Consider the following 19,914-nt stretch of genomic DNA (forward strand, 5'->3'; position numbering starts at 1 on the left):
CCCCTACGCCTCGGCCTGCGCGTCGGCCGCGTCAGCGGGTGCGCTTGGCGCCAGTGCACGTACCCGCACGAGAACCTCGTCAACCTGTTTGATGCGGGAGCGCAGCGCTTCCCGCTCGGTGTTCAGCGCGGCTTTGCGCTTGGCGCGTTCCGCCTTGTCCTCGGCGAGCGACTTGTCGATGTTGGCGATGTGGGCGTCGAGCTGCTTGAGCCGCCGTTCGATCGCCTCGTCGAGGGCGAGGGTGAGCGCGTACTGCAGGTCGGTGAACCGGTGCATGATCTCGTCGGACAGCGCGGCCCGGGCCTCGCCCAGGACCTCCCGCAGCCAGGTGCGGGTCTGCTGCTTGTCGGTCATGCTCTTCCGCTTGAAGATCATGTACGCGCCGGCGGCGAGACCGAGACCGATGCCGATGACGGGGATGACGAGCCCGGCACCGGCGACGCCGGCGAGACCGATCGCGCCGGCACCGGCCATCGCGCCCCGGCCGGCCATCATCGCCATACCGGCCGACGACATGACGACCATGGCGCCGTCGCCGCCACCGCCGTCACGGCGGGGCTTGGTGCCCAGGGCGTGGCGCAGCTTCGCGTTGAGCTGCCGCAGCACGTGCTGCAGCTCGTTGGGGTGGAACACCTGCGCGAGGACCCGCTCGCCGACCTTGCGGAACCGGAACTCGAGGTCGTGGGACAGCCGCACGGACAGCGCGTACAGCGCCTTGTCGACCTCCTGCGGCAGGTTGTTGACGTCGCTGCGGCCGCCCTTGTCGATCTTCTCCATGAACTGCTCTTGCAGCTGCGTCATGTAGCCACGCAGCCGCGTGGTGGCCTCGACCCGGGCCCGCTGCGTCTCCGTGGACAGCGCCAGGGACCACTGCCGGGACTCGGTGCGTTTGCGGGCGGCGACCTGGGCCCGTTCCTCCTTGGCCCGCTCGGCGTCCTTCGGGTCCGGGTCGGTGGCCTTCATGCGGTCACCGATCTCCTGGTCGATGCGGATGTACTCGGACCGCACCGAACGCAGCACGTTGGCCTGCTGCATGAGGTGGCCCTTGCTGGCCAGGTTGATGAGGGCGTGCTGCAGCTCGGCGATCCGCGACTCGCGGATGAGCTCGCCGGCGGCGTCCTTCGGCAGGGTCATCGCCAGCTCAGCCAGCCGCGCCGACACCGGATACCACGGCGCGGTACCGAACCGGGGCGCGTGTGCCTGCAGCTGGCCCTTGTTGTCGGCGAGGATGGTGCGCCAGCCGGGGTACGCGTCGACCTTCGTCAGCGCGAACAACACGAAGTTGACCTTCTTGCTGGCCTCGATGAGGAACGACATCTCCGGCTTGGAGAACGGCGAGGACGAGTCGACGACGAACAGCAGCGCCGTGGCCTTCTCGACCGCGTCCATGGCGACCTCGGCGTGCATCGAGTCGAGGCCGCCGGTGCCGGGGGTGTCGATGAGCGTGAGGTACTGCAGCAGCGGCGCCGAGTGGTGGACCTCGATCCGCCGCGGCGGGCGCATCCCGTCGGGCAGCCGGCCCAGCACGGTGCCCCAGTCGCGCAGGTCGCCGAGGCCCAGCGGGATCGGGTCTTCCCGGCCGGGGACGTACGCGCGGGCGCCGTGCTGCGCGTTGTGCTGGAACTCCAGGTAGGACGCGGTCGCGACGGCCGCGTCGACCGGGGACAGGTTCGGCACGCCCATGAGCATGTTGGTCAGCGAGCTCTTGCCGCGTTTGGTCTCGCCCACGATGACGATCCGGGGGCGGGTGACCTCACGGCGCCGCTCGGTGTCGATGTCGGCGGCCGCGTCGGGGTCGATCTTGCGAAGGTACGCGAGGCTGCCGTCGACGCCGGCCTTGAGCAGCTTGCCGAGGGCCGCGGTCGCGTCGGCCGGTTTCTTCGCGGCCTGCCCGGCGGGGGCCGCGTCGGAGGTCTGCGTCATCGCTGCTGCCCTTTACGTGGTTGCTGTGCGGTGGTGCCCGCCGGTCCGGTGTGGTGCGCCACCGTCGGGTGCGCGCCGGTGGGGCCGCCGGCGTTGCGGGCGGCCTGGTAGACGGTGACGATCGGGGCGCGCAGGACCCGCCCGTCCCGGTCGACGTAGCCGGGGACCTCGACGGCGGCGATCGACCCGATCAGCGACGGGTCGTTGCTGGGGGTGGCGCCGCCGGCCTCGTGGTGCGCCGGGTCGAACCGGGCCCCGACGGGCTCGAGGATGGTGACCCCGGCCTCCTGCAGGGCGGTGCCGAGCCGGTCGCCGAGGGCCTTGCTGGTGACCCGGTCCCGCACGTAGATGCACGCCTGGACCAGCGCCCGCCGGTCGGCGGCGCCGGACCCGCCCGTCCCGCCGGCGGTGGCCGGGGCGGCGGGGCGGCGCGCCGACAGCAGCATGAGCAGCAGCAGCGCGGCACCGACGAACAGCGCGCCGACGAACGCGACGAGCGCCGCCCGGATCCCGAACGCCTCCTGCTTCGTGCACGCCGCGGCCGGTGCGGCCTGGTCCTGCACGATCGGGGCGGTCTGCTTCTGCTCCGGCGGCTGGTTCGGGGTGTTGACCTCGTCACCGATCCCGACCCCGCTGCCGGAGTTCTGGGCCGGCGCGGTCGTGGCCACCGGGGCGGGCGCGGCGGGGCAGTCCGGCGCGCCGCTGAGCAGGCCGGTCGCCACGCCGGTGAGCACCGCGACGGTCAGGGCTACGGCAACCGCGATGAGGCGCAGGCTGCTGTTGGAGGACATCTTCGGCTCCTGGGGGTCGGGGCCACGAACAGGGGCTGGACGGTTCGCTGGATAGGACTGGGACCGGCTACCGGGCATGGGCCTGGCCACCGCGGATGCGCTGGGACAGCAGGTAGAACCCGCGGTGCGCGACGAGCGCGACCCGCGACTGGGACGGGCTGGCCCCGGCGACGGCGTAGGCCCGCCAGCGGGTGGCGGCGTCGAGCGCGGCCCGGACCATCTGGTCCCGGTCGGCCTGCGGCAGGTTCAGGATCCAGCCGGGGTCGTTGGACAGCGCGAGCCGGGTCAGCTCGCCCTCCATCTGGTCGGGCAGGTCGACGGCGCCGGTGGTGACCAGCTGCGCCACTTCGAGCAGCCGCAGCCGGTGCGACTCGGGCTGCTGCAGGACCCGCTCGATGGCGTCGCGCAGCAGTTCCCGGTCGTGGGGCCGCTCGGCGTGGCTGGCGATCTTCTCCAGGCTCGACAGCGCCCACCCGGCCTTGATCGCGTCGGTGCGCCACCGGAACGCGTGGTCGAGGGTCTGCCGCAGCCGCGGGAACCCGGACGCCTGGAACAGCATCCGCACCAGCTCGCCGGTGGCGAGGGTCGGCTTGGCGACCAGCTGCGCGATGGCGAAGCTGATGCCGTAGAGGTCGAGCAGCCGCAGCAGCCGTTCCCGCGACTCGCGGGTGATGCCGCACTCCCGGGACGTGAACAGGTCGACGGAGGCGAGCAGGACGGTCCGCTCGCCCTGGGGCAGCGCGGCGAGCTGCCGCAGCGCCTCGCAGTCGGCGGCGGTCAGCCGCCCGGCTTCGGTCGTCTCGGCGAGCAGCCCGACCACCGGCACGACGTCGGAGACCACCCGGCGCAGCACCTTGGACTGGTCGGAGGCGAGCGGCGCGACGATCGGCCAGGGGTCCTGGCCGCCGCCGGCGAGCTTGTCGACCTTGTTGAACAGGCCGAGGGAGTTGATCGGGTTCGACGACAGCCGCGCCGAGATCGACCGGAACGCCTCGAGGGCCTGGACGTCGTCCTCGCGGACGGACTGGGTGAACACGTAGATGATCGCCTCGGCGCCGGAGAGCGCGCCGGCGGAGTCCGAGTCGAGGTCGTCGTCGATCGGCGCCTCGGAGAACAGGAACCGGCGGGCCTGGTCCGACACGGACGTGTTCGCCGACGACAGGCCGGGCGTGTCGACGACGGTGAGGTCGCGCAGGTGGTCGCTGGTGAGGGTGACGTCGACGTAGGCGACCTCGTGGCGGGCGACGCCGAGCCGCTGCGGGATCATCCCGGCCTCGTCGAGGGGGAGGCTGACCCGGGCACCGTTGCGTTTGACGACGTCGACCCGGTCGGAGGTGCCGTAGCGGAACTGGGTCACGATCCGGGTGCACTCGCCGACCTCGGTCGGCGCGACCCGCCGGCCGATGAGGGCGTTGACGAGCGTCGACTTGCCGGACTTGAGCCGGCCGGCGATCGCGACCCGCAGCGGCTCGCCGAGGCGCCGCCGCACGTCGACCACCTGTGCCTGGGCGGCGCCGCCGAGACGGTTGCCGACCTCGGCGCACAGGTCGGCGACGCGGGAGCTGAGTGGTCCTGGAGCCACGGGGTCAGCCCCGGTTCGGCGTCGCGCACAGACTGATCACCGACTGCGCGAGGCCGGTGGGTTCAGCCACAATGCCGACGTACCCTCGGGTGTCCAAGGGGTGGACCTCGCTCATTATTCGCTCCTGGATGGAATCAGAACCGTCATGTCACGCACGTACGGCACACACATTACGAATATCCTGCGCGCGCAGGATCCCATGTTCGTGCCACGAATGGAGGCGACCCGTGCCTGAGGCACCGACTGATGAGCCCGAGACCGGCGCGCCGGTGGTCGGCCGGGCGACGGTGGGTGCCGCGGTGTGGCCGCCTGCTGACCTGGTCACCGCGGCGGTGGACGCCCTGCGTAACCCGGGTCTCGTGGTCATCGCCGGGGCACCCGGGACGGGCCGCACAACCGTCCTGAAACGGCTCGGGGAGACGTTCCGCGGTGCCGTGTTCACCGGCGGCGCGCTCGCGATGCTGCGGGGTGTGCCGGCCCTGCCGCTGTCCCGCGCGGTGCGGGTGCGACTCCCGTCACACGAGGCGCCGCTGCTCGCCGAGGCCGTCCGCTCCCGCGTCCGTCACGGCCTGTTGCTCCTCGACGACCTGCAGTGGGCGGATCCGCTGACGATGGCCGCGCTGCCCGCCATCGCCGAACACTGTCGGATAGCCGTCACCTTACGCACCCCGCACCGGCTGCCCGGCGACGCCGAACAGGCGCTGCGCCGCGCCGCGGCCGCTTCGGGCGCGTGGCTCAACACGCCGGCGATGCCCGCCGACGCGGCCGCGGCACTGGTACGGCAGATCGCCCCGTCGGCGAGCGCGACCGTCGTCGCCGACCTGGTCCGCCGCGCCGGTGGAGTGCCCCTGGCCGTGACCGCGCTCGCCAAGCACGTCGCGCAGGGCGGCACGCCCCGCGACACCGGCGACGGCCTCGACAAGGGCCTCGCCTACACCGTCGCCGGCGCCCTCGCGGACCTGACCCGCCCCGCCCGCACCGCGATGGCCGCCCTCGGCCTGCTCGGCCGGCCGGTGAGCGCGTCGGTCCTCGGCGAGGGCCTCGCCGAGCTCACCTCGACCGGTCTCGTCGACATCGACGACGGCATCGCCGCACCCGTCTCCCCGTACACGGCGGAGGTCGCCGCCGGCCTGCTCGACCCCGCCGAACGGGCCGCGCTGCACCGCCGCCTCGCGACCCTGGTCCCGCCGCGGGAGGCGGCCCGGCACCTCGCCGCCGCCGGCGCCGGCGCCGAGGCCTACCAGGTCGCGGTCCGCGCCGCCGCGGCCGCCGAGTCCTCCGGCGACCGTGCCGAGCTGCTGCTGCTCGCCTGCGACCTGCCCGGCGTGACCGCCGAGCCGCAGGTGCGCATCGCCGCGGCCCGCGCCGCGCTCGCCGCCGGCCGGCCCGGCTCCTGCCTGCGGGTCGTCGACCCGGCCACCACCGACCCGGTCGCCGCGGTCCTGCGCGGCGAGGCGCTGCTGCAGCAGGGCGCCGCGGCCGACGCCGCGGCCGCCGTGGCGGCGGTCCCCGACGACGCGCCCGCCGACGTCCTCGGCGGCCGGGACCGGATCCGGCTGCTGAGCATGCTCACCACCGACCCCGGCGGTGCCGTCGCCCGCGCCGAGGAACTGCTGAAGGTCCACGGCGACGCACCCGCCCACCCGGGCCTGCGCGCCGCGATCGCCGCCGTGCGGGCCGGCACCCGCCAGCCCGGCTGGGAGTACGGCCTGGCGTCCGCCGCGTCCGCGGCCGGGCAGGCCGGTGACGCCCTCGCCGCCCGGTGGAGCGCCTGGCTGCTCGTGGAGACCCTGACCGCCGACGCCCGCCTCGCCGAGGCCGCCCAGGCCGCCACCGCGGCCGCCGCCGCCTGCGCCGGGGACCTCGCCTACAGCTGGCAGACCCGGTTCATCGCCGCGCAGCTGTGGTGCGACGCGCTGCGCGGCGAGGAGATCGACGAGGTCGTCCGCCGCGCCGGTGACCTCACCGACCGGACCCTGCCGGCCGTCGCCCGCGGCTACGCCGTCGCCGCGGCCAGCCTCGCCGAGGCCGACGGCGGCCTGCTCGCCCCGGCCCGGGCCCGCCTGGAGGCCCTGCCGAACCGGCCCGCGACGACCGGCCCGGTCCTCGACTGGGTGGCCCGCGAGGCCGCCTGGCTCGACGGCCAGCCGGACCAGGCGACGACCCCCGCGACCGACCCGGCGCCGCCCCTCGTCGACGGGCTGCGCCGCATCACCGCCCGCTGGGCCGCCTACGACGCCGGGGTCACCGGCGACGGCCCGCACCCCGGCGACGCGACCCTGCCGCCGGTCGTGGCGACCCTGGAGGCGTGGAAGTCCCCGGACCGCTTCGCCGAGGCCGCCGCCGCCTGGCGCGACCTCGCCCGCCGGGAGGAGGTCCGCTGCCTGCTCGCCCGGGGACTGCTCGAGGAGGACGCGGAACAGGCCGTACCACCACTGCTGGAGGCCGAACGCCTGGCCGAGGAGGCCGGTCTGGTCGTCCTGCTCGGACGGGCCCGCCGGGCACTGCGCCGGCACTCGATCCGCCGCGACACCCGCGGCCGCCGCGCCGGGGACGACCTCACCGACCGGGAGCGGGACGTGCTGCGCCTCGTCGCCAACGGGGAGCCGACCCGCCGCATCGCCGGCCAGCTGGGCATCTCCCGGGAGACGGTGGAGACCCACATCCGGTCCGGGATGCGCAAGCTCGGCGCCCGGACCCGCACCGAGGCCGCCGCCCTGGCAATCGAGGAGCTTGGATGACGCGGGTGGCGGTCCCGCGTGTGGTCTTGTGTCGGACGGCACCTTCATCGCATGGTGGGCGAATGCTTTCGCGGATGGGCAGCTGATGGCCGGCGACCCGGCGCTCGCGCCACGATACGTCGTGGCCTCCGGCGGTGACGCCACCGCGGTCCTGCGCCGCCTGGCCCGTGCCGGCTGGACCACCCGGGAAGGCTTCGCCCTGACCGACCAGCAGTGGGACGTCTCCGAGTCCCGGCTGGCCCTGTTCGGCCGGGTCACCGACGCCGACACCGCCGAGCTCGCGCTGCTCGCCGCCGCCCGCGGCGCCGGGATCGTCGCGATCAGCGACGTCACCGGCGACATCGGCCGGGCACTGCTCGCCGACCTGGGCCGGATCGGGCCGGTGTCCACCGACCCCGACGCCGAGCTCGGCACCGCTGCGGAACCCGCCGCCGGCGGCCCGCAGCTCGCCCCGGAGCAGCGGGCCCTGCTGGAGCGCCTCGCCGGCGGGGAGACGATCGCCGCCGCGGCGGCGGCGGAGTTCCTGTCGCTGCGGACCGCGAACCGGCGCATCGCCGAGGCCCGCGAGGTCCTCGGCGTCCGCACCACCCGCGAGGCCGTCCTGGCATACCTGCGGCTGCGCCGCGAAGGCGGCTGACCCGGTTTTCGCCGCCGGCCCCTGGGGGCCCCGTCCGCGGCCACGGCCCGGGCCGCGCGCACCCGGTGCCTCCGGTGCCCCCGAGTTCCTCCTGGAGCCGGTCGGCGACCCCCGCGTTCCGCCGTCGCCTGGGGGCACGGTCGGGTGCGCGCGGTCCGTCGGTCGCGCCGACCTTGATCGAGGGAAACTTCAGGCTGTCCCGACGACCTGGAGTTTCCCTCGATCAAGGAACCCTGGTCAGGCCCTCGTCCTCCACCGGCACCGATCCGTCGTTCCCCTCTCGGCACCGCCCGGGCATTCCCGGGTTCGGAACGGTTGCGGGACGCGGCAGACTTGTGCGCATGCAGACGGCGCTGATCGTGGTCGTGCCGGAGGCCGAGCCGGTGGTCGGCCCGCTACGGGCGGTGCTGGACCCGGCCGCGTCCTGGGGCGTGCCCGCCCACGTCACGGTCCTCTACCCGTTCCTGCCGCCGCACCGGGTCGACGGCACGGTCCTCGCCGCCCTGCGGGACGTCGTCGGCGCCACACCGCGGTTCGGGGCCGCGCTCACCCGCGTCGCCTGGTTCGGCGACACCGTCGTGTGGGCCGCACCGGAACCGGACCAGCCGTTCCGGGACCTCACCACGGCGGTGTGGCGGCGGTTCCCCGAGACACCCCCGTACGGCGGCGCGTACGACGACGTCGTCCCGCACCTGACGATCGGCGACGGCGCCCCCGGGCCGCGGCTCGAACACGCCGCGGCCGCCGTCGCACCCCACCTGCCGATCCCGTTCACCGTCGGCGCCGTCCGGCTGATCAGCGGCGAACCCGGCGAACTGTGGGAGACGGTGACCGAGTTCCCGCTCCGCTAAGCGGGGTTCCGCGGAACGTGCCGGCGCTGCGTGGTCAGCGGCCGGATCGGGTCGACATACCGCGGCAGGCGCGGCTCGTCGGCCCGCAACGGCCGCAGCTCGGCCGTGATCGCGTCGATGATCCGGTCGGTGGCCCTCTGCGCCGCCCCCGGCGACACCGGGTCAAGACCGGACAGGTCGACGACGCCACCGAAATGGACCCGGACAACCGGCCGGCGCACCAGCGACCGGCACACGGTGCGGACCGTCGGCCCGAACCCGCCCCACGCCGCCACCTCGTGCGCACCCCACTGCGCGACCGCCACGACCGGCACCTCGGTCCGCAACGCGATCCGCGCCATGCCCGTCTTGCCGCGCTCCGGCCACATCCCCGGGTCGAGTGTGATCCGCCCTTCCGGATACCCCATGACGTGCGACCCGGCCGCGAGCGCCCCGACGACGTCGTCGACCGCCTCGGCCACGTTCGCCTGCCGCCGGTTGATCCGGATGTGCCCGGCCGCCCGCATCACCGACCCGACGACCGGCGCCCGGAACAGCCCACCGGTGGCCATCAGCCGCGGCGCGACCCGCATGACCCGGCACGCGGCGGTGATGGCGATCGGGTCGAACGGCCCGATGTGGTTGACCGCGAAGATCACCGGCCCGGTGCGCAGCTCGGCGGGCACGTCCCCGGTGACGCGGAGCCGGGCGATCGGCATGACGACGAGCCGGGCGAGGAAGAGCAGGAACCGCCAGGTGCGCGGCGCCCGCCAGGGACCGACGGGCACGGCGGGCCCGGTGCCGGCGGGGCTGCCGGTGTGCGGCGCGGTCTGTGCCGCCGGTGGCGGCCCCGGTGGCGGCGGCGCTGTCGGGGCGTCGGCCGCGGGCGGCTGGGTCCACGGCTCGGTCCCGGCCCCGGGGACCGGCGGAGTCGACGGTGGCGTGGCCAGCGGTGTCGCGTCAGCTGGGGGCGGCGTCGTGGGTGCCGGTGCCGTGACAGCAGCGGCACCTGACGGCGCCGAGACGGCCGGCGTGGTGCCGTTCAGCGCAGGGGCGGACGGCAGGGCCCCGGCGGCAGCGCCCGGACCGGGGCCGGTCACGGTGGTGCCGTGTGCTGCCGAGGTGTCGGCCGTCTCGCCGTCGTTCACGTCAGTCCGTCCTGCCGACCCTGCTCAACCGCCGACCCGGGGTGAGTCGACCATGGAACGGTAGCGCCGCCGGCAGGCGGCGCAACCGTTCCCTCGGCTCGTCCCTGTCGCGTGCCCGGCCCCCGGCGGCTGCCAGCGACCCTGCTGTGCCGCTACTCCGCCGCTACTCCGCCGCTACTCCGCCTCGCGGAGCTCCGCCAGCCGGGCCTCGATCTCGGCGAGCTCGGCCCGCAGCCGCTCGGCCTGGGTCTCGGCCTCGGCCCGCGCGGCGGCGACGATCTCCTCGACGGCCTCGTGGACGCCGGGGACGTCGAGCATGCCGACCATCTTCAGCGCCTCGCTGGCCTTGATGATGTACGGCTTGGCGAGCGACTTCGCGCCCTGGTTGGCCGCGACGGTCCACTCACCGTCGGCGTAGGCGAGCGTGACGGTCAGACCCGCGGGGGCCTTCGCCTTCGCCACGGCCTTCTTCGCCGGGACCGACTTCGCGGCGGGCTTCGCCGGCTCCGCGGCCTCGGGCTTGTCGGACTTCTCCTCGGCCTTCTCCGCCTTGTCGGGCTTCGGGGCGGCCGCCTGAACTTCCGGCGCGTCCTTCGCCGGGGCGGGAGCGTCGCCGGTCGGAGCGGCCGCGGTGTCGGTGGCGCCGGCGGTGGACAGGGCTGGCACTGGGGTCTCCTCACGAGGGGCTGGAACTGCGGGGGCCTTCTTCGCTGGCGCCTTCGGAGCGATCGCCAGGTCAGTGGGGGAGAAGGGCAGCTCGTCGCGGCCGAACCGCACGACGACCCACTCGTCGGACAAGTCGGGGTCGGTCAACGCCACGACCTGCCCCAACTGCCCGGCGATCTGCCCGGCGGCCTCGGTGAACACGACCTTCGGTTTCCGGCCGGCCGCGAGAGTGTCCCGGATCTGCTCCAGATCCACTGTCGACAACCCCTTGGCCGCGGTCCGCGCGGCAACCATGGCATCCTCCAACCCCGAATCGAACATGTGTCGGAATGTTCATACCAGCCACCACCGACATTTTCCGAACGCGACACACCGTACGGCAGGGGAGAAGCACAGAATCAGGGGAGTTCGTCGATCTCGGCGTGCGGGTCCAACGACCGCAGCATCTCCGCCCGGTCGGTGACGATCGCCCAGCCCGGACGGGCCTGCGCACGCCGGACCACGTGCGCCGCGGCGACCAGCGCCGGCCCACCCTCACCGGCGAGCAACCGACCGCTGTCGACCGCGTCCGCCGCGGTCAGGTCGTCGACCACGACCACCGGCAGGGTCAGCAGCACCTGCAGCACGTCATAGTCCTTCGGAGACGTCTGCGCCCACGCCTCGGCGAGCGCCGCCGCCGGCACGGCCAGCACCACACCCCGGTCCACGGCGTGCCACACGATCGCCGACGAATACGGCTTGCCCGCAACGAACCCCAGGATCGCGGAACTGTCGAGGATGCGCCCGCCGACCGCGGTCACGACACCGTCCCGCCGGTAGGTGCCACCCCCAGCACCTCCCGCGCCCACGCGTGGTGCTCCGGGTCCAGCCGCACCCCACGCTGCGCGTACAACTCGTTCAACGCCAGCAACGCACGGTCCCGGGCCAACCGGCCCCGCACCGCCTCGGCCACATACGCCGACACCGACTCGGCGCCGCCCGCGTCGACGAGCCGCCGCACGGCCGCGGCCTCGTCCGCGGGCATCGTCACGGTGACCCGCTCCTTGCGCACCTCACGCATACCATCAGGGTACCGGCCGCATACACCGATCACCTAGCGTCGTGCCACCTCACCGGGTGACATCCCTGCCACCTGCACCGACACGACACCAGCGTCCGACGGTCGATGACCCTACGTCGCTGCGCGTCGACATTCGCCGGCGTCCGATTTTCAAGGCCCTGGCGCGGACTCCTCGTACCGTCGGTGCCCGTGGCACCTACATTCAACGCGATCGGCCTTGCGGTGGCCGACATGGCAGCATCCCTTTCCTTCTACCGCCGGCTCGGCCTGGAGTTCCCGGCCGGTGCCGAGCAGGACCCGCACGCCGAGGCGACAGTCGCCGGAGGCATCCGTCTCATGTGGGATACACACGCCTCGTTGCAGTCCTTCGACCCGGACTACCAGCCGGGGCCACCCTCCGGCGGCTGGGCCTTCCTGTGCTCCGATCCGGCTGAGGTCGACAGCTCCTACGCCGACCTGGTCGCCGCCGGGCACCCGCCGGTCAAAGCGCCCTGGGACGCCCCGTGGGGACAGCGTTATGCACAGGTGCGAGACCCGGACGGCAACGTCGTGGACCTTTTCGCCTGGTCAAAGTCATCGGAGTAGGGCGCTGAGCGGCACGCGTGCAAGATGGGCCTGGTCGGCGTAGCCCGCGTCGGCCGACACCGTCGCGAACGGCTGGCCGGCCCGGGATCCACCAGGCGTACCGGTGTATGCAGGCCCGCTTCGGTCAGCAGCCTTGATCGATGACGTCATGGAGGTACTGCACGGCGAGCTTCTCGGCATTGTGGCGCCGTTCAACGATCACTCCGCCGGCATCGGACCATCGGCGGTAGAGATCGACGGCGGCGTGGAGCATGTCCGCCGACGGCGCGGGCGCATCCGCGACAAGATTTTCCGCAAAATTGCCCCGCAAAACCTGCGCGAAGCGCAAGCCGCCGTGGCTCCGGTCGTCCGGGAAGGAGGTCACCGAACACCACGAGACGCCCTTGGAATCCGTATCAACCGGCCGGCCGGCCGAACGGGCGGAGAGGGCACTCCCGACGGGAAGCTCAAGACGTTCGATAATGCACATTATGTCAACCAACCTGGGTTTCGGCCGTACCACCGCAGAGACGGACCGCTGCCAGATCCGGCGGGACGACCGCACTCGGCGCGGCCGTCTGCGCGGATGATGAGGACCGACGGTCAAGAGGTGCCCGAGGCTAGACCGCTCGGTTCAATCGAGCCGCCCCGCAGGGCGGCGGCGCCTGAACAAGCAGCTCGTCGTGCAGATCCGCCAGTCCCTACCGCGAGACCAACTCGCCGTCGTTCATCTTGGTCTGTTTGCTGGGCATAGAGTGGGCCGCATGGCGCTGCGACTTGTTCAGGCGAATTTTAAGGCCCGGGATGACGCGGCGCTCGGCCGGTTCTGGGCGGAGGCGCTCGGGTGGGTTTCCCGCTCGGGGCACGGTGCGACCAGCGCTGCACCCGTGGGCTTCGTCTGGACGGACCCCGACGCCCCTGTCTGCGTCGATGTCATCGCCGTCCCGGATCCCGAAACGGTGAAGTACCGCGTACACCTCGAACTCGCCACCACCTCGGCGGCCCATCAGACAGAGTTGATCGCGCGCCTGAAGGAGCTCGGTGCGACACCCGCCGATGTGGGCCAGGACGACGTCCCCCGGACGGTGCTGGCCGACCCTGAGGGCAACGTGTTCTGCGTGCTGGAGCCTCGGGAGATCTACCGGGACACCGGGCCGATCGCCGCGGTGGTGGTCGACTGCGCGGACCCGCGGGCCATGGCCCGGTTCTGGGGCGAGGCGATGGACTGGACCCTGCACGAGGTGACCGACGATCATGCGCTGCTGCGCTCCGCCAAGGATGTCGGGCCGTATCTGGAGTTCCTCCGCACGCCCCACCTGAAGGACATCCGGCACCGCGTCCATCTCGACGTTGTGCCGTATCGCGGCGACGATCAAACGGCGGAGGTGGCCCGGCTGCAGACCCTCGGCGCGACGCCCGCCGACGTCGGCCAGGGCGACGTCCCGTGGATCGTCCTCGCCGACCCGGAGGGCAACGAGTTCTGCGTCCTCGCCCCGGCCTGACGCGGAGCCTCCCCCGCCCGCGTGCCAGACCAGACGCACCACGCTGCCGTAGATCACCCGATTGGATCGGCGGCGTCCCGGCATCCCGTAAGGTGATAGATCTATCCGCTTTCGTGTACGGTGGAGGTGCCGAAGAGGTCGTGGAGTAAGGAGTGCCCGTGTCACACAGGCTCCGGCTGCGCCGGGAAGGAGCCGCCGTACCGCCTGCCTGCAGGGTCCGGCACCTCTCGGTGCTGGACGTCGTCCCGGTATGACCCAGGGCACCGGGCGTCCGCTGCGGGCGGACGCGGAGCGCAACCGCCGGCTGGTCCTGCAGACCGCCGGCCGGATGCTCGCCGAGCGCGGCACCGCCGTCACCCTCAACGAGGTGGCACGGGAGGCGGGGGTCGGCGTCGGCACGGTCTACCGCCGCTTCCCGGACCTGCAGGCACTGATCAACACGCTGTACGCCGAGCGACTCACCACCTTCCGGCAGCTCGCGGCGGACGCGGCACAACAGGAGGAGCCCGGCCGGGCGCTGCGGCACTACCTGCTGGCGGCGGCCACACGGCGGGCCGAGGACCCGGCGCTCGAGCTGATCCTCGAGCACGCGAGCCTCGACCAGCCGGAGATCGCGGAGATGGCGGACGAGCTCGGCCGCCGCGTGGACGGACTCGTGGAGCGGGCGGTGGCGGCCGGGGCCGTGCGCGCGGACTTCACCAGCTCCGACGCGTACAACCTCCTCTACATGCTCGGGACCGTCTCCGACCGCACCGAGCAGATCGCCCCCGGCAACTGGCGCCGCTACGCCGAGGTGCTGCTCACCGGGTTCGGCCTCCAGGCCAGCCCTGCGGAGCGGACCGAGGCGATGACCGACGAACAGATGCGGCAGGCCGTCTGGCCGAGGCAGCCCTGACCCTCCCCCGCACCGCGACGACGCGAGCCGCCAGAACCCGGCTTGCGCCTATTCACCTCTCCAGGAGTACGTACACCATGTCTCAGCCGATCCTGCGAACCGAACGAATCCACCTGGTCCCGCTGTCCGTTGAGCACCTCAAGCACCAGATCGAGCTCGACGCCGACCCCGACGTGATGCGCTACGTCGGCGGAGCCCTCACCCCCGAACAGGCGGAGCAGGCGCTTCGCGAAGGACTCGCGGACGCCGAGCGGGGCCCGGGCCTGGGGTACTGGGCCGGGTTCGTCGAAGGAAGCTTCGCCGGCTACTGGATCCTGCGGCCGCCGGACTCCGACGGCCAGGACCCGATGGAAGGCCAGGGCGAGCTGGGGTACCGGCTCCTCAAGCGCTACTGGCGCCAGGGCCTCGCCAAGGAGGGCTCGCGCGAACTGCTCCGGTACGGGTTCGAAGACCTCGGCCTGACCAGGATCATGGCCATGGCGGCGGCCGCCAACGAAGCCTCCCGGGCCACGATGGCCTCCGTCGGCCTGCACCACGTACGCGACTTCACCGCGGACGCCGGCCACTTCCCGCCGGGCACCGACCTGCGGGGAGTCGAATACGCCCTCACCCGGGGACAGTGGAACGCCCGGAACTAGGGCCGGGGCTTGGGGACCAGCGCTCGCCAAAACGGCGCTAGAGATGATCTCCGGTCGTGAGCAAATTTCTTACTACTGCCGAAGAGGCGGTCTACGGGTGTTTCACCGGTCCCCCGGACCAGTCGGTGCTGGAGCGGTTCTTCTTCCTGGATGACGCCGACCCGGACCTGGTGGCGAAGCGGCGTGGTGATCACAATCGTCTCGGTTTCGCTCTCCAGCTCGTGACTGTGCGTCACCTGGGGAGGTTCCTGGAGGATCCTCTTGACGTTCCCACCGTGATCGTCGACTACGTGGCGTCCCAGGTCGGAGTCGCGGACCCGTCGTGTGTGAAGGCATACCTGGAGCGGGCCAAGACCAAGTTGGAGCATCACCGGCGGCACGTCCCGGCTTACCGACCTGCACGTCTCCGTCGCCGCACTGTTGACGGCGCATGCACTCAACGTCGGCATGTCCCCGGTGGTCGACGACGAGGTGCCGGCGCTGACCCGTGACCGGCTCGCGCACATCGACCAGCACTATCTGCGGCTGGAGAACTACATCGCCGCGAACGCGGTGCTCACTGGAGGCGGTGTCCCGCGAGATAGCGTGGGCCGAGATGATGGAAGCGCCCTGGGCTGTCGGTGACCAGATCAGTCCGCTTCGGGGCATGATGTTGTCTGACGCGGCGACCCGTCCGCAGGCAGGATCAATGACATGAAGAAGCGAGCACTCGTCGTCATCGACGTTCAGGAGTCCTTCCGGCAGCAGCCGATCTGGGCCGCGATCTCCAACCCGGATATCGCCAAGCAGGTTTACCGGCTGGCCGAAACGTTCCGTGCCGGCAACGAGAAGATCATCTGGGTGCTACACGCGGAACCCGGCACCGGCAGCGCCTTCGATCCCGCCTCCGGCTTCGTCCGGCTGATCGACGGACTCACCCCGGCCGAGGGGGAGCCGGTGATCGCGAAGACGTCGCACAACGCCTTCACCACGACCAACCTGCAGCAGATGCTGACCGAGGCGGGCATCGGCGAAGTAGTGGTTTGCGGCATCCGGACCGAGCAGTGCGTCGAGACCACCGCGCGGGTCGCTTCGGACCTCGGCTACGCCGTGACGTTCGTGACCGACGCGACCGCCACCAACCCGATCGAGCACCGGGACGCCCCGGCTGGGCGACCGGTCGACGAGATCCTCGCCGATCCGCGGACGCTCGGCGTCGACGAGATCCTCGCGCGCACCGAGTACGCCCTGGCGGGCCGGTTCGCCACGATCCGCACCGTCGAGGAGCTGACAGGCGCGTGACCACCGTCGTCTTCCTGCTCGCCCCGCACGTGCACCTGCTCGATCTGGCCGGACCCGCCCAGGCGTTCTCGTCCGCGTCTGACCACGGCCAGCACTACGAGCTGCGCTATGTGGGCGAGCAGGAGGACGTCCCGACGAGGCAGGGCGTGCCGCTACGGGCGGCGACCGAGTGGCCAGCGCTGACCGCAGACGATCTCATCGTCGTGCCGGGCTGGCGTGCAGGGACATCAGATCACCGGGTGAAGTTCGGGCCACGGACGCTAGAACGGCTGCGCGAACACCACCGCCGGGGCGGGACAGTGGCCAGCGTCTGCGCAGGAGCGTTCGCCCTCGGGGAGGCCGGGCTGCTCGACGGGCGCCGCTGCACCACCCACCACGACCTGCAGGACGAACTGGCCACCGCCTATACGGCCGCGGTCGTCGTCCGCGATGTCCTCTACGTCGTCGACTGCCGCGTGGGCGCGGTAGTCACCTCCGCGGGCATCGCCAGCGGCATCGACCTCGCCCTGCACCTGCTTGCCCAGCGGCACGGGCCCGCGTTCGCCGCGCGCATCGCCCGCGAGATGGTGGTCTACGTGCGGCGCAACGGCGACGAAAAGCAGGAAAGTGCGATGTTACGGCACCGGACCCACGTCAGCGACGCCGTGCATCGGGTCCAAGACGTCATAGACACGCGGTACGCCGAAAGCCTCCCCCTGGCGGAGCTGGCCGCGTCCGGTGGAGTCAGTGAACGCACGCTGACCCGGCTATTCGGTCGGGCGCTCGGCATGACGCCGTTGCGCTACCAGCAGCTACTGCGGCTGGAACGCGCCGAGCACCTCATCGGGCACGGCGCCACGGTGGAGGCAGCGGCCCGGGCGGTCGGCTTCGAGGACGCACGGATGCTGCGGAGGCTGCGCAGCCGCGTGTGACCTTCGGAGGTCTACGCGCTGAATCTTCGCCGGTAAGTGGCGGAGCGCTCGAAGTCACAGCGGCAGAGAGCGCCGCTTGGTTTGGGCCGGTCGGCCGTTGTTGAAGGCCGTGATGTACCCGGCCGGCGGGTGCCAGTTGGACGACCAGGGGTGTTCCTTGACGCCTTGGACGAAGCGCTTGAGGTGTTCTACCTCGTCGGCGTTGTGGGTGAGGCAGAACTGCAGCTCGTGCGCGGCCTGAAAGACGCCGTAGCCGCTGCACTCGAGCGACATTCGGGCGGCGCGGCCGAATGCCAGCGCTGGCGCGATGTCCTCGAAGAAGTACCAGTGCCCGTTGGGTCCGAACCCGACGCCGTATCCGCGCCGGACGATGCGGTCTTCACCGCTCGCGCCGCGAATGCCCGCGCCGTCGCCGAGGCCAAGGGCCGCCCCGTCGCCCACCCCGCCGACAAGATCGAGTACGCGCGGCTGCTCAAGGCACAGGGCGCCAGCCTCGGCACCATCGCCACCAAGACCGGCATCCCCAAGACCTCGCTGCACCGCTACCTCGTAGACGACACGAGTGCGACCGTTCAGAGCTGAGCAGCCTGCATCCTATCCGACCTTGAGGGCCAGCTTCCCGACGTAGTGATCGTTCAGGGCGCGATGCGCATCCTCGACGTGCTCCAACGGGAAGGTCCGGGCGACGTGGACCTCGAAGGAGCTCGCCTCGATGATGGCGTTCAGTCGATCGGTGGCGGTGCGGCTTCGATCCCCGTCGTAGTAGGACACCGTCGCGCCCAGCGACGCCACGGGCACGGGCAGTACACCGTTCGGCCAGGCGATCCGTCCCGAGTTCTTGATCGCGCGAAGAGACCGTTCGGCAGCCTCGCCTCCCACGGTGACTAGAGCCGCATCGAGCCCGCCTGGTGCGAACTCGGATGCCGCAGCTACCACATCGTCTTTGCGACCGTCGATGGCATCGTCGGCGCCCAGTCGCCGGGCCAGGGCGACACCGTCGTCGCCAGAGGCCACGGCCAACACTCGGATGCCACTGTGCCGCGCCAACTGCACGGCCATGTGCCCGATTCCCCCGCTGGCCCCGAAGACCATGAGCGTCTCGTCCGGCCGCAGGCCGAGCAGATCGAGGCCGCTCAGTGCAGTCAGGGCATCCCAAGCCATTGCGCCGGCCTGTTCAGTCGGCATCCGGTCGGGCACGCGCGCCACGAACTCCGCCTCGACGACGCCGTACTCGGCGTAGAAGCCGCCACGCGGCGCCGGCATCGTCGCAGCGTAGACACGCTCGCCCACGTCGAACCGGGTGACGTTGCGTCCGATCGCGGCCACCGTGCCCGCCGCGTCCCAGCCGAGGACATAGGGGAAGGTTGACACGACGCCGAAAACGCCGTCGTAGTTCCCCTCCCGCTCGACCGCGTCCCAGGACGCGGCCCCTGCGTACTCCACCCGGATGAGGACGTCGTCGTCGCCGACCTCCGGGAGCGGTATCCGGCGCGTCGAGAGTTCGTCGACTCCGCCGAACCGGTCGAGGACGACCGCGTTCATTAGCGGCTCCACGATCCCGCCGCCCGCTGTGCGCTCGACTCTGCTGTCCATCGGCCCTCCTTCTTTACTTGAGTGAATCAAGGATTATTGGATCACAGCTATTTGAGTGAATCAAGTAACTCCTCTAGGCTGGAAGCCATGGCGTTGCCGAACGGACCCGTAACCGCCTCATCCGAGGCCGAGGCCATCTTGTTCGACCTGGTCGACGTATACGACCGCGCCTACGAGGCAGCCGCGGCCGAGCTGTCGCTCAGCTCGGCGCAGGCATGTGTGCTCGGGCGACTCGATGAGCGCCGTGGCATGGGCGCCTTGGCCGAGGAGCTCGGCTGCGACGCCTCCAACATCACCCAGATCGTCGCGCGTCTCGAAGCGCTCGGCCTCGTGGCCCGCGAACCGAATCCCCGGGACCGCCGCGCACGACTCGTCGCGCGAACCCCCCGAGGAGACGAGATCAACCAACGGTTCGCAACAGCCTTCACCTTCGCCCGCACGGCGGTCGGACGACTCTCACCCGACGAACAGGACCAGTTGACGGCGCTGCTGCGAAAAGCACTGGGCTGACACGCACCCGCGGCCACCCAATCAAGGTGGATCCAACGACTTCATGGGTGCTGGCTGCAGCAGTCTCTGATTGTTCGAGTCTCTGATTGTTCGCCGTCACACTGCGGAGCTCAAGGCCGCCAGCCGGCCCGTTTTGGGGAGCACTGGTCCCCAAGCCCTCGGCCCTGCCCCTGCAGACAGCGCGTCAGTCCTCCGCCCGGAGCAGGAAGCCGTGCACCTCTCCCCCGGCGACGCTCAGGTCGAGCCCGTCGAGGGCGCCCGAGACGGCTCTCAGATCGCCGGACGATAGAAAAACGTCCGCCGCCGGGCCACCCGCCCACCACGAAACTCGAACCAGTCCGCGAAAATCTCGTTCAACGGCACACCCGCATGCGACACACCGTCGAACCGGCCCCAGCAGAAACCCTGACCATCCGCCGACACACACCGGTCCACCTGATGCCGGCCCGCCGCCACGATGTACCGCCGGCGATAGAACCCCACGAACGCGTCCACACCCTCGATCGGCGGACACCCCGGCCGGAAGTACACCACATCATCGGTCACGAGCCCCGACAACGCCGACCAGTCCCGCCGATCGATCACCACCAACAAACCGGAGATCAACCCCGCAGTCGGCACCACCAGCGACCCGTCGCCCAT

The 19,914-nt window shown here is 71.9% G+C and carries 23 protein-coding genes and 1 pseudogene; 13 read left to right on the plus strand and 11 right to left on the minus strand.

The features are described from left to right. Window positions 1-3 precede the first annotated feature (3 nt). The 3 genes from Dfulv_RS25180 to Dfulv_RS25190 all read right to left on the minus strand — a co-directional run bounded on the left by Dfulv_RS25180 (window position 4) and on the right by Dfulv_RS25190 (window position 4,296). Complete coding sequence (locus tag Dfulv_RS25180; RefSeq protein WP_259855641.1) at window positions 4-1,923, minus strand: dynamin family protein; 1,920 nt, start codon at window positions 1,921-1,923, stop codon at window positions 4-6. Beyond that, entirely contained in the window at window positions 1,920-2,714 is a 795-nt protein-coding gene (locus tag Dfulv_RS25185; RefSeq protein WP_259855643.1) for a nucleotide exchange factor GrpE, read from the minus strand. Before Dfulv_RS25185 ends, Dfulv_RS25180 begins: the two co-directional genes overlap by 4 nt. A 67-nt stretch (window positions 2,715-2,781) precedes the next feature. Next, the gene (locus Dfulv_RS25190; RefSeq protein ID WP_259855645.1) at window positions 2,782-4,296 is read right to left on the minus strand and encodes a dynamin family protein; all 1,515 of its coding nucleotides are present in this window, start codon (window positions 4,294-4,296) and stop codon (window positions 2,782-2,784) included. Window positions 4,297-4,523: 227 nt separating this feature from the next. On the opposite strand from Dfulv_RS25190, the gene Dfulv_RS25195 reads away from it, so the two are divergent. The 3 genes from Dfulv_RS25195 to Dfulv_RS25205 all read left to right on the plus strand — a co-directional run bounded on the left by Dfulv_RS25195 (window position 4,524) and on the right by Dfulv_RS25205 (window position 8,525). Then, entirely contained in the window at window positions 4,524-7,037 is a 2,514-nt protein-coding gene (locus Dfulv_RS25195; protein ID WP_259855647.1) for a LuxR C-terminal-related transcriptional regulator, read from the plus strand. An 85-nt stretch (window positions 7,038-7,122) separates the two neighbouring features. Then, a complete protein-coding gene (locus Dfulv_RS25200) occupies window positions 7,123-7,674 on the plus strand; it encodes a LuxR family transcriptional regulator (RefSeq protein ID WP_259855648.1) in 552 nt (183 codons plus the stop codon). Window positions 7,675-8,015: 341 nt separating this feature from the next. Next, a complete protein-coding gene (locus tag Dfulv_RS25205) occupies window positions 8,016-8,525 on the plus strand; it encodes a 2'-5' RNA ligase family protein (protein ID WP_259855650.1) in 510 nt (169 codons plus the stop codon). On the opposite strand, the gene Dfulv_RS25210 is transcribed toward Dfulv_RS25205, so the two are convergent. From Dfulv_RS25210 to Dfulv_RS25230, 4 genes are all read right to left on the minus strand, one after another. Beyond that, complete coding sequence (locus Dfulv_RS25210) at window positions 8,522-9,292, minus strand: lysophospholipid acyltransferase family protein (protein WP_259868056.1); 771 nt, start codon at window positions 9,290-9,292, stop codon at window positions 8,522-8,524. The genes Dfulv_RS25205 and Dfulv_RS25210 overlap by 4 nt on opposite strands. Window positions 9,293-9,826: 534 nt before the next feature. Beyond that, a complete protein-coding gene (locus Dfulv_RS25220; protein WP_259855652.1) occupies window positions 9,827-10,612 on the minus strand; it encodes a hypothetical protein in 786 nt (261 codons plus the stop codon). 104 nt (window positions 10,613-10,716) lie between these two features. Beyond that, on the minus strand, window positions 10,717-11,118 hold the full coding sequence (locus Dfulv_RS25225) for a hypothetical protein (RefSeq protein WP_259855654.1): 402 nt from the start codon (window positions 11,116-11,118) through the stop codon (window positions 10,717-10,719). After that, complete coding sequence (locus Dfulv_RS25230) at window positions 11,115-11,378, minus strand: ribbon-helix-helix domain-containing protein (RefSeq protein ID WP_259855655.1); 264 nt, start codon at window positions 11,376-11,378, stop codon at window positions 11,115-11,117. Before Dfulv_RS25230 ends, Dfulv_RS25225 begins: the two co-directional genes overlap by 4 nt. 189 nt (window positions 11,379-11,567) lie before the next feature. Between Dfulv_RS25230 and Dfulv_RS25235 the strand changes: the two genes are divergently transcribed. Next, window positions 11,568-11,963, plus strand: coding sequence for a VOC family protein (locus tag Dfulv_RS25235; RefSeq protein WP_319805688.1), 396 nt, complete (start codon window positions 11,568-11,570; stop codon window positions 11,961-11,963). Here Dfulv_RS25235 and Dfulv_RS25240 read toward each other — a convergent pair. Together Dfulv_RS25240 and Dfulv_RS25245 are read right to left on the minus strand one after the other, a co-directional pair. Continuing rightward, window positions 11,952-12,050 (minus strand): annotated as a pseudogene (locus Dfulv_RS25240) (AraC family transcriptional regulator); the annotation flags it as partial. The gene Dfulv_RS25235 and the pseudogene Dfulv_RS25240 sit on opposite strands and share 12 nt — an antisense overlap. Window positions 12,051-12,087: 37 nt before the next feature. After that, on the minus strand, window positions 12,088-12,432 hold the full coding sequence (locus tag Dfulv_RS25245; protein ID WP_259855657.1) for a hypothetical protein: 345 nt from the start codon (window positions 12,430-12,432) through the stop codon (window positions 12,088-12,090). Window positions 12,433-12,706: 274 nt separating this feature from the next. Between Dfulv_RS25245 and Dfulv_RS25250 the strand changes: the two genes are divergently transcribed. The 8 genes from Dfulv_RS25250 to Dfulv_RS25285 all read left to right on the plus strand — a co-directional run bounded on the left by Dfulv_RS25250 (window position 12,707) and on the right by Dfulv_RS25285 (window position 17,751). Then, window positions 12,707-13,444 carry a VOC family protein gene (locus Dfulv_RS25250; protein ID WP_259855658.1) on the plus strand — a complete coding sequence of 246 codons (738 nt, stop codon included), beginning with the start codon at window positions 12,707-12,709 and terminating at the stop codon, window positions 13,442-13,444. A gap of 250 nt (window positions 13,445-13,694) precedes the next feature. Further along, window positions 13,695-14,339, plus strand: coding sequence for a TetR/AcrR family transcriptional regulator (locus Dfulv_RS25255; RefSeq protein WP_259855659.1), 645 nt, complete (start codon window positions 13,695-13,697; stop codon window positions 14,337-14,339). Between the two features lie 77 nt (window positions 14,340-14,416). Then, the gene (locus Dfulv_RS25260; protein WP_259855660.1) at window positions 14,417-14,977 is read left to right on the plus strand and encodes a GNAT family N-acetyltransferase; all 561 of its coding nucleotides are present in this window, start codon (window positions 14,417-14,419) and stop codon (window positions 14,975-14,977) included. Window positions 14,978-15,102: 125 nt separating this feature from the next. Then, window positions 15,103-15,468 (plus strand): DUF4158 domain-containing protein, encoded by a 366-nt coding sequence (locus tag Dfulv_RS25265; protein ID WP_259855661.1) that lies wholly within the window; start codon window positions 15,103-15,105, stop codon window positions 15,466-15,468. Continuing rightward, window positions 15,398-15,601 (plus strand): transposase, encoded by a 204-nt coding sequence (locus Dfulv_RS25270; protein WP_259855662.1) that lies wholly within the window; start codon window positions 15,398-15,400, stop codon window positions 15,599-15,601. The genes Dfulv_RS25265 and Dfulv_RS25270 overlap by 71 nt, the downstream gene beginning before the upstream one ends. A 69-nt stretch (window positions 15,602-15,670) precedes the next feature. Then, window positions 15,671-16,258, plus strand: coding sequence for a cysteine hydrolase family protein (locus Dfulv_RS25275; RefSeq protein WP_259855663.1), 588 nt, complete (start codon window positions 15,671-15,673; stop codon window positions 16,256-16,258). Then, window positions 16,255-17,169 carry a GlxA family transcriptional regulator gene (locus Dfulv_RS25280; RefSeq protein WP_259855664.1) on the plus strand — a complete coding sequence of 305 codons (915 nt, stop codon included), beginning with the start codon at window positions 16,255-16,257 and terminating at the stop codon, window positions 17,167-17,169. Before Dfulv_RS25275 ends, Dfulv_RS25280 begins: the two co-directional genes overlap by 4 nt. A gap of 165 nt (window positions 17,170-17,334) precedes the next feature. Further along, window positions 17,335-17,751 carry a helix-turn-helix domain-containing protein gene (locus tag Dfulv_RS25285; protein WP_259855665.1) on the plus strand — a complete coding sequence of 139 codons (417 nt, stop codon included), beginning with the start codon at window positions 17,335-17,337 and terminating at the stop codon, window positions 17,749-17,751. Window positions 17,752-17,763: 12 nt separating this feature from the next. On the opposite strand, the gene Dfulv_RS25290 is transcribed toward Dfulv_RS25285, so the two are convergent. Further along, entirely contained in the window at window positions 17,764-18,762 is a 999-nt protein-coding gene (locus Dfulv_RS25290; protein WP_259855670.1) for a quinone oxidoreductase family protein, read from the minus strand. Between the two features lie 87 nt (window positions 18,763-18,849). On the opposite strand from Dfulv_RS25290, the gene Dfulv_RS25295 reads away from it, so the two are divergent. Next, window positions 18,850-19,272 carry a MarR family winged helix-turn-helix transcriptional regulator gene (locus tag Dfulv_RS25295; RefSeq protein WP_259855676.1) on the plus strand — a complete coding sequence of 141 codons (423 nt, stop codon included), beginning with the start codon at window positions 18,850-18,852 and terminating at the stop codon, window positions 19,270-19,272. A gap of 270 nt (window positions 19,273-19,542) precedes the next feature. On the opposite strand, the gene Dfulv_RS25300 is transcribed toward Dfulv_RS25295, so the two are convergent. Further along, window positions 19,543-19,914 (minus strand): nuclear transport factor 2 family protein, encoded by a 372-nt coding sequence (locus Dfulv_RS25300; RefSeq protein WP_259855678.1) that lies wholly within the window; start codon window positions 19,912-19,914, stop codon window positions 19,543-19,545.

Source organism: Dactylosporangium fulvum (assembly GCF_025137375.1).
GTDB classification, from domain to species: domain Bacteria; phylum Actinomycetota; class Actinomycetes; order Mycobacteriales; family Micromonosporaceae; genus Dactylosporangium; species Dactylosporangium fulvum.